Below are 8433 nucleotides of genomic sequence, written 5' to 3'. Positions count from 1 at the left end.
CATAACTATCATTAACGTCGATGGTAACCATTACCCAGGATCACTTCTTCATCGAAATCACATCAGTAACATGGGCCCCACAGACAAACACCACCCCCAAAACCAAGGTGCCCAAAATGAAAAAGCAAATCCTCGCCAGCCTGTTCTTCGCCAGCCTGTCCGCGTCCGCTTTCGCCCTTTCGGTTGCTGAGGGTGGCGCTGATCGCACCAATGTCCATCGCGTCGCTGAAAGCGGTGCCGAGCGTTCGCAATCCCTGCGGGTTGCTGAAAGTGGTTCCGAGCGTTCCGAGTCCCTGCGGGTTGCCGAAGGTGGCTCCGACCGCACCAAGGCCTTCGATGTCGCTGAAAACGGCTCCGAGCGTTCCGAGTCCCTGCGTGTAGCCGAAGGTGGTGCCGACCGCACCAAGGCTTTCGATGTCGCTGAAAACGGTTCCGAGCGTTCCCAGGCCCTGCGTGTAGCCGAAGGTGGTGCCGACCGCACTGGCGCCAACCGCATCAGCTGATCCCCGGAGCAGTTCAGAGGCAGGCAATCACGATGTATGCACATCCTCGAAAGGCAGAAGGCGCCACTTATGGCGCCTTCAGTCTTTTTGGGGCTGAGGTTGTGCGACTCGGCACTCCGTAGGATGGGTGGAGCCTGCGATACCCATCGACAAGGCTGTAGCCGCATTAAGTGTTGCAAGTAGCTGCATTACCCGTAGGAGCTGGTTTGCCAGCGAATGGCTCTTTTTCGCTAGCAAGCTAGCTCCTACAAGGCGCCTGAACTGACCAACTCGGATCACGGCTGTACCCACCCACGCTCTAGCAGTGGCCGATCCCAGGCCGGCTCGTCGCTGATGCGCTCCACCAGGAAGTCGATCAGGGTGCGCACCTTCAGCGCCCGACGCTGGGTCGCCGGGTAGACGGCGGAGAAGTTAAAGGACGTCAGCGAATAGTCGGTGAGCACCGGCACCAGGCGCCCGGCCAGCAGGTCCTCACTAGCCACCAGGGTCGGCAGGCACACCACGCAGGTACCGGTCACGGCGTAGTCCCGCAGCAGGTGAACCGAGTTGGAACGCACCTGGCCGGTGAGGTTGAGCTCCACCTGCTCATCGCCGTTGAACACCCACTTGTTACGTGACGGGTAGCCCTCGTACAGCGCCACCTTGTGCGCCTGCAAGTCTGCCGGCACGCCGGGCGCGCCATGCTTTTCCAGATATTCCGGAGCGGCGCAGAACAGCCGACGCACCGAGAACAGCTTGCGCTCGATCAGCGATTCGGCCAGTGGCGGGAACATCTGGAAGGCCACGTCGAAGCCTTCCTCGATCGGGTCCACCACCCGGTCGTTGACGATCACGTCCACCTCGATGTCCGGGTAGAGGTCCGTGAACTCCGCCAGCAGGCCACCGAAGTGACCAAGGGCGAAGCCCGGCAGCATCTGGATGCGCAGCTTGCCGGTCGGCTTGGCGCGCAGGTCGCGCATCTGCTCGGTGAGGCTGTTGAAGCTCGCCACCATGTCGGCGCATTCCTTGTAGTAGGTCTCCCCGACTTCCGAGAGGCGCACATGGCGGGTGCTGCGGTGGAACAGCGGCGCGCTGATGAACTCTTCCAACTGCTGAATGCGGTGACTGATGACCGAGCGCGTCACCCCCAGTTGCTGGGCGGCCTTGGCGAAGTTGCCGGTTTCCGCGACGCGAACGAAGGCTTCGATGCTGAGCAGGCGGTCCATGTTCGATTCCGATCTGGCAAGGAGTTGCAGGATAGAAACTTGTGGGGGCGAATTCATTCGCTGAGGGGCGCGAAGCGGCCCCAAACCGGCATGCCTTCGGCCTGCTTAGCGAATGAATTCGCCCCCACAAGAACGGTTCCATTCGCCCCTGGCATTAGCCCCCGATCAACCTTCTTTGCATCGGGAACAACTGCCAGCCGAAGCGCTCGCTCACCACACCCCAGACGCCCTGGGGCGCCTTGAGCATCATCAGCACCGCCACGCCCCCGAGGATGATCATGTACAACGCGCCGAACTCGGCAAAGCAGCTGCGCAGGACGAAGTAGATCAGCGTGCCGATCAGGGGCCCTTCCAGGGTGCCGATGCCGCCGATGATGACGATGAAGATCACCGCGGCGGTCCAGTCCTGCACGCTGAAGGCGGCGTCCGGGGAGATGCGCAGCTTCTGCAGGAAGATCAGCGCACCCACCACGCCGGTGCAGCCGGCGGCCAGCACGTAGACCATCAGCTTGGTGCGAAACACGTTGATGCCGAGGCTTCCCGAGGCCGGCTCGGAATCGCGGATCGCGGTCAGCGCCAGGCCTTGGCGCGAGCGCAGCAGCAGGTAGACCACCAGCACCGCGCCGACGGCAATGGCCAGGGCACTGAAGTACAGCAGCATCTCGCGACCATCGCGGCTGCTGCCGATCTGCCGCACGATGGACGCCGGCAGGCTCTGTCCCGAACCGCCGCCAAGGCTACCAACCTGGGCCAGGCCCAGGCGGAACACCTCGGCCACTACCCAGGTGCCGATGGCGAAGTAGGCGCCGCGCAAGCGGAACAGCACCAGCGCGGTGGGCACCGCCAGCAGCGCCACCACCAGCCCGGCGAGGAAGACCGCCGCCAGTGGCGGCACACCGAGCTGTGAAGCCAGCACGAAGAGCAGGTAGCCGCCGAGGCCGACGAAGGCCTGCTGGCCCACGGAAACCATCCCGGCGTAGCCCGCCAGCAGGTTCCACATCTGCGCCAGGGCCAGGTAATAGGAAAACTCCACCACCAGGCGCAGCACCGCACGGTCCGCCCAGAACGGCAGAGACGCCAGGACCAGCACCAGCACGCCCAGCAGCGCCAGGCCCACCTGGCTGCTGCGGGTAGCCCGCTGGACGAGGTAGGCATTGTTCATCGCATTCATCAGTCGACACTCCGGGGGAACAGGCCGCGCGGGCGGAAAACCAGGATCAGCAGGAACACCAGGTGACCGGCGAGGATCTGCCAGCCCGGGTCGATGCGCGCACCGATCGCCTGGGCGACGCCGAGGATCACACCACCCGCCAGGGTGCCCCAGAGGCTGCCGAGGCCACCGATGATCACCGCCTCGAAGCCGTAGAGCAGGCGCGCCGGACCGACGCTGGGGTCGAAGCTGGTGCGCACCGCGAGGAACACGCCGGCAATGGACACCACCGCCATCGCCAGGGCCATGGCCAGGCCAAAGATGTGGCGGTTGTCGATGCCCATCAGCTGCGCTGTGTGCTGGTCATCCGAGGTGGCGCGGAAAGCGCGCCCCAGGCGAGTCTTGTAGAACAGCAGCTGCAATCCGCCGATCACCAGCAGTGCGCAACCGAACACCATCAACGGCATGACACCCAGGCTGAGCCCACCGACGGCGACGCTGGCCACTTCCAGCTCGCCCTGGGACAGTTTGCGGCTGTCGGCACTGAAGAATTCCAGCAGGACGTTCTGCAAGATGATCGACATCCCGAAGGTCACCAGCAGCGGCGGCAGGATGTCGTTGCCGAGGGTGCGGTTGAGCAACTCGCGCTGCAGGCCGTAGCCGATCACGAACATCAGTGGCACCACCAGCACCAGGCTGGCCAACGGCGAAAGGCCGAGGGTTTCCACCACCACCAGGGCCAGGTAGGAGGCCAGCACGATGAAGTCGCCATGGGCGATGTTGACCAGGCGCATGATGCCGAACATCAGCGACAGGCCGACCGCGAACAGGGCGTAGAGCCCACCGAGAAGTACGCCCTGCGCGAGGGTATCGAGCCATTCCATCGTCATGCCTCCGCCAGGCCGAAATAGGCCGCCTTGATCTGCTCCTTGCTCGCCTCGCCCGGCTTGCCGGAGAGCGAGACTCGGCCTTCCTGGAAGCAATAGAAGCGGTCCGCCACCGCCAGGGCCTGGTTGATGTCCTGCTCCACCAGGATCACCGCCGTGCCATCGGCCTTGATCGACGGCAGCGCGGCGTAGATGTCCTTGATTGTGGTGGGCGCCAGGCCCAGGCTGATCTCGTCGCAGAGCAGCAGGCTCGGGCTCGACATCAGTGCCCGGCCGATGGCGACCATCTGCTGCTGGCCGCCGGACAGCGCGGTGCCGGGGCGCTTGCGCAAGGTGGCCAGCACCGGGAACAGGCTGTAGATGCGCTCCAGGTTCCAGGGACCCGGGCGCTTGCTGTAGGCGCCGATCAGCAGGTTTTCCTCGACGCTCAGCGAGGGAAACAGCTTGCGGCCTTCCGGCACCAGGGCAATGCCGCGTTCAAGCACGCGGTTGGCCGGCAGGCTGCCGATGTACTCGTCCTTGAAGCGAATGGCACCGGGTTCGTTGCGGATCAGTCCGGCCAGCGAACGCAGGAAGGTGGATTTACCGGCGCCGTTGGAGCCGATGATGGCGACGGTTTCACCTGCCGCCAGCTCCAGGTCGATACCGAACAACGCCTGGAAGTCGCCGTAGCCGGCGCGCAATTTGCGGATCGTCAGCATGGCTTCAGCTCCCGATGCCCATGTAGATTTCCTGCACCTTCGGATTGGCCATCACCGCAGTGGGCTCGCCCTCGTCCAGCTTGCGGCCGAAGTTGATCACCGCCAGGCGACCGACCACTGCCAGCAGCGCATGCACGATGTGCTCGATCCAGATGATCGCGGTGCCCGAACGGTGGATACCCTGGATGGTGCCCACCAGCTCCAGGCACTCCGGCTCCGTGAGGCCGCCGGCGATCTCGTCCAGCAGCAGGAGTTGCGGCCGGGTGGCCAGGGCGCGGGCCATTTCCAGGCGTTTGCGCTCCAGCAGGGTCAGGGAGCCGGCCAGGGCGTTGGCCTTCTTCATCAAGCCGGTGAGTTCGAGGATGTGCGCGCACCAGGCGTAGCCGTCCTTCTCCGACTGGCCGGCGCCGAACGTGGCGCCCACCAGCAGGTTCTCGAACACCGTCATCTTCACGAAGGGATGGGGAATCTGGTGGGAGCGGCCGATGCCACGCTGGCAGCGCTTGAACACCGGCTCGCGGGTGACGTCTTCACCCTGGAAGTGAATGCGCCCGCTGTCGGCGGCCACACCACCGGCGATGAGGTTGAACAGCGTGCTCTTGCCGGCGCCGTTGGGCCCGATGATGCCCAGCGCCTCACCCGGCGCCAGCGCCAGACTGAGATCGTCGGTCACCTTCACCGAGCCGTAGCTCTTGTGCACCTGCTCCAGTACGAGGAGTTGTTGCATGTCGTGATACCTGCTTCATACGACTCCCTCTCCCCCCTGGGGGAGAGGGCTGGGGAGAGGGGGTAAGAACTCAACCGCCGTAAGTGATCGCCTGCATCTCCCCACCAACGGGAATCTGTGGCGCGGTCTGGTTGCTGGTGATCACCAGGTCGTAGGTGAACGGCCCGCCGAGCCGCCACTGGCCGGACACCAGCGGGGTCTTGGCGACGTTCTTCACCGGGCCGTTCTTCCAGCTCACCGGGCCGACCACGGTGTTCAGCTCGGTCTTCAACAGGGCATCGCGGGTGGCTTCGGGATTGCCCACTTCCTCGGTGCGCTGAAGAATGTCCACCGCCAGCTCGAACAGGGCATGGACGAAGCCCAGCGGCTGGGTCCATTGCTTACCGGTGGCCTGGGTGTAGCGCGCCGCCAGCTGTCCAGCGCTGAGCCCATTGAGCGACGAGCTGAAGGGATGGCTCGGGCTCCACCAGATTTCCGTGGACAGGTTGTGCCCGGCCTTGCCAAGGGCCTCCACTGCCGAGGGGAACAACAGCGCCTTGCCCACCGACATGGCCTTGGGCTGGAAGCCCTGCTGGCGCGCCTGGGTCCAGAAGGTCGTGAGGTCCGGCGGAATGACCACACCGGTGACGATCTCCGCCTCGGCTTTCTTGAAGGCGGAAATCTGCGCGGAGAAGTCGTCGGTGAGGCTCTGGAAACGACCCGGGTCCACCAGTTGGAAGCCCTTCTGCGCGAGCACAGGAGGGAAGCCCAGCTTGCCGTCACCCCAGGCGTTGCCATCGCCATCGTTGGGGAACAGGCCGCCGATCACCTTGTTGCTGCCCATGCCGCCCCACATGGCGGTGTAGGTGGCGATCACGTCCTCCAGGCCCCAGAAGAAGTGGTAGGTCCACTGGAAGCCTTCATCCGGCTTGCCGCCACGGGTGAAGAACCAGGGCTGCCACGGCGCCACGGTGGAGATGCAGGGGATCTCGTTGATCTCGCACTGGTCCGACACCGGGTTGGTGGTTTCCGGGGTGGACGACACCAGCATCAGGTCGATGCCGTCTTCGAGGATCAGCTCGTTGGCCACTTCGGCAGCGCGGTTGGGGTTGGACTGGCTGTCCTTGACTATCACCTCCAGGCGGCAGCGCTGGCCGCCAACGGTGATGCTGTTCTTCAGCACCGAGGCGAGGCTTTCGATGATGTAGCCATCCGCCGCGGCGAAAGGCGCCAGCGGTCCGGTCTGCGGGCTGACATAGCCGATGCGGATGACCTTCTCCGCGGCCAGCAGCGGCCCTGAAGAAAAGCCTGCGAGCAGCGAGCCGCCAGCCACGACGCCGCTGGCCCGCAGGAAATCACGCCGGGAAATCCCGGCACCGAGAAGTTTCTTGTTGTTGTCCATGACGGATACCTCGACTGGAGGATGAGACCCGGCGCGAGCCCGCAAAGAGACCCGGCCGGGAAGGCAGTAGGTGCGGATGGATCAGAAGAAGACGGTGATGTCGAAGGAGCCGATCAACTGGCTGTCTTCCTGGCCGCCACCGAATGCGTCGCGACCGTTGCCGCTGTGGATGTCGTAGCGCAGCTCGGGGCGCAGGCGAACGTTCGGCACCGGCGTCCAGGCCAGGTTGGTGGTGAAGCCGTAGAAGCTGCCCCAGCTCGGATCGGGGATGCCAGTCTGCGGGTCGATGTTGGCCATCACCACGTGTACCGGCGCGTCGGTGTAGAACCACTCGGCGCGGCTGTTCCACATCAGGTTGTCGTCCAGGCGGTGGTACCAGTTGACGTCGGTGCCGTACCAATGGGCGTTGCTCTTGTCGGCGAATCCGGCGAAAGCGGCGTCCTCCTGCTGGCCGAAGTTGAACTCCACCGCGACCCGATTGCGCTCATCGAGAACGTGGGACACGGTCAGGTACGACGCATAGCGGGTCAGGTCCTGGTCATCGGTCCCGGCCGGAATCGGCGAGCCGCAGGCGCACTCGGCGAAACTATCACCCGCGCCATTGCCGTAGATGTTTTCCCAGTCGACCCAGGTGCGGAAGTCCGCCGAACGCCAGCGCAGGTTGGCGATCACGTCCGGGTCGCCATTGGGGTCCTGCATGTTGTTCCAGCCTTGCACCACGCCCAGTTCGAAGCCAAGCATGCTGCCACCCTCCTCCTGCGGCAGCTTGAAGGAGTACAGCGCTCCGGTGTGCTTGGCCGGGCCGTGCATGAAGGAATAGGTGTGGCTGTAGAAGTCCGTGGGCGCCGGACTTGGCAGGGCGAAGCCGATCTCGTTTTCCAGCGGGGTGTGGAACACGCCGAGCATCAGGTTGGAGCCGCCGAGTACCGGGATGTAGAAATCCAGATAGGCCTGGGCGATGTTGAAGTTCTCGTCGTTGGCATCCGCGCTGCGGTTGACGCCCAGGTCTTCGTCGAAGCCGTAGGTCTTGAAGAAGCGCGCGTCCTTGCCATAGAGAGCGGTGACGTTGAAGCCCCAGTCGGCTTCCTCGGGCATCGGGCCGGGGAACGGACCGACGCGACCGATCACATTGCCCTTGGGTGTTTTTTCGATGGCCAGGGCGAACTGGTTGAGGTTGAAGCCTTCGTCATTGTTGAAGAAGGCCTGCTTGCTTACGTCATCGCTGCCGTTGTCGTTGTAGATCCAGCCAGCCTGTGCCCATCCGTGGACCTTGATGCCGTAATCCTTTTCCAGGCCGTCGCCGAAAGCGCTGCGGAACAGCGAACCGGACGGCCCCGGCTCGGCAGCCTGGGTGAATGCGGGAAACAGCGCAGCGGCCGCCAGGACCGGAGCACACAGCGAGGACGCGATAAGGGGCTTGCGAGAGATCATGGCAGCTACCTTGTTGTTATTAGTCAGCCTGAGACCGAGGTGTGCACCGCTGGCAGTGCGGGTCTGGTTGCTCGGTTGGGTCGCAAGCTACAAGCGGCCCTCCCCGCCAACAATTCCGGTTTCGGCGATATGAGTGTTCGTGCTTCGCGAACAATGCTGCGCGCCCGGTGCTAGAGCGGCCGGTGCGGGAATGGAGGGAAGCGGCATGGGCGGTTATCGGACGGAATCACAATCAAGATCGCGTCAAGGCGCGGACCGTAGGTTGTGGCTGAGCGATGCGAAGCCCAACATCCCCGCCCGCTCGTTGGGCCGCGCTGCGCTTGGCCCAACCTACGAATGGGTGGCGAATCGCTGCATCAGGAAATCGATGTCGGACGGTTTCATTAACAGGATCGCGTCAAGGCGCGGACCGTAGGTTGTGGCTGAGCGATGCGAAGCCCAACATCCC

At 64.2% G+C, this 8433-nt stretch carries 8 protein-coding genes; 1 reads left to right on the top strand and 7 read right to left on the bottom strand.

The features are described from left to right. The first annotated feature begins 116 nt into the window (after window positions 1-116). A complete protein-coding gene (locus tag E8E95_RS01045) occupies window positions 117-503 on the top strand; it encodes a hypothetical protein (protein ID WP_280347458.1) in 387 nt (128 codons plus the stop codon). A gap of 275 nt (window positions 504-778) precedes the next feature. Here the strand turns inward: E8E95_RS01045 and E8E95_RS01040 are convergent, their stop codons facing one another. The 7 genes from E8E95_RS01040 to E8E95_RS01010 form a co-directional block, all read right to left on the bottom strand. Next, a complete protein-coding gene (locus E8E95_RS01040; RefSeq protein ID WP_280347456.1) occupies window positions 779-1708 on the bottom strand; it encodes a LysR family transcriptional regulator in 930 nt (309 codons plus the stop codon). 154 nt (window positions 1709-1862) lie between these two features. Continuing rightward, window positions 1863-2879 (bottom strand): branched-chain amino acid ABC transporter permease, encoded by a 1017-nt coding sequence (locus E8E95_RS01035; RefSeq protein ID WP_280347454.1) that lies wholly within the window; start codon window positions 2877-2879, stop codon window positions 1863-1865. After that, the gene (locus E8E95_RS01030) at window positions 2879-3742 is read right to left on the bottom strand and encodes a branched-chain amino acid ABC transporter permease (RefSeq protein ID WP_280347452.1); all 864 of its coding nucleotides are present in this window, start codon (window positions 3740-3742) and stop codon (window positions 2879-2881) included. Before E8E95_RS01030 ends, E8E95_RS01035 begins: the two co-directional genes overlap by 1 nt. Before the next feature lie 2 nt (window positions 3743-3744). After that, on the bottom strand, window positions 3745-4446 hold the full coding sequence (locus tag E8E95_RS01025; protein WP_280347449.1) for an ABC transporter ATP-binding protein: 702 nt from the start codon (window positions 4444-4446) through the stop codon (window positions 3745-3747). Between the two features lie 4 nt (window positions 4447-4450). Next, window positions 4451-5173, bottom strand: coding sequence for an ABC transporter ATP-binding protein (locus tag E8E95_RS01020; protein WP_280347447.1), 723 nt, complete (start codon window positions 5171-5173; stop codon window positions 4451-4453). Between the two features lie 70 nt (window positions 5174-5243). Then, complete coding sequence (locus tag E8E95_RS01015) at window positions 5244-6554, bottom strand: ABC transporter substrate-binding protein (protein WP_280347445.1); 1311 nt, start codon at window positions 6552-6554, stop codon at window positions 5244-5246. A gap of 81 nt (window positions 6555-6635) precedes the next feature. Further along, window positions 6636-7985, bottom strand: a complete 1350-nt coding sequence (locus tag E8E95_RS01010) for an outer membrane beta-barrel protein (protein WP_280347443.1) — start codon at window positions 7983-7985, stop codon at window positions 6636-6638. Window positions 7986-8433 lie beyond the last annotated feature (448 nt).

Source organism: Pseudomonas sp. BN414, assembly GCF_029871275.1.
In the GTDB taxonomy this organism is placed as follows: domain Bacteria; phylum Pseudomonadota; class Gammaproteobacteria; order Pseudomonadales; family Pseudomonadaceae; genus Metapseudomonas; species Metapseudomonas resinovorans_C.
The sequence above is the reverse complement of the archived record's forward strand: the minus strand, read 5'-3'. Positions and strand labels throughout refer to the sequence as shown.

Excerpts from the sequence above, each read along its gene's own strand:
- E8E95_RS01020 (WP_280347447.1), bottom strand. The coding sequence starts at position 5,173 with ATGCAACAACTCCTCGTACTGGAGCAGGTGCACAAGAGCTACGGCTCG.
- E8E95_RS01030 (WP_280347452.1), bottom strand. The coding sequence starts at position 3,742 with ATGGAATGGCTCGATACCCTCGCGCAGGGCGTACTTCTCGGTGGGCTC.
- E8E95_RS01045 (WP_280347458.1), top strand. The coding sequence starts at position 117 with ATGAAAAAGCAAATCCTCGCCAGCCTGTTCTTCGCCAGCCTGTCCGCG.
- E8E95_RS01015 (WP_280347445.1), bottom strand. The coding sequence starts at position 6,554 with ATGGACAACAACAAGAAACTTCTCGGTGCCGGGATTTCCCGGCGTGAT.
- E8E95_RS01035 (WP_280347454.1), bottom strand. The coding sequence starts at position 2,879 with ATGAATGCGATGAACAATGCCTACCTCGTCCAGCGGGCTACCCGCAGC.
- E8E95_RS01010 (WP_280347443.1), bottom strand. The coding sequence starts at position 7,985 with ATGATCTCTCGCAAGCCCCTTATCGCGTCCTCGCTGTGTGCTCCGGTC.
- E8E95_RS01040 (WP_280347456.1), bottom strand. The coding sequence starts at position 1,708 with ATGGACCGCCTGCTCAGCATCGAAGCCTTCGTTCGCGTCGCGGAAACC.
- E8E95_RS01025 (WP_280347449.1), bottom strand. The coding sequence starts at position 4,446 with ATGCTGACGATCCGCAAATTGCGCGCCGGCTACGGCGACTTCCAGGCG.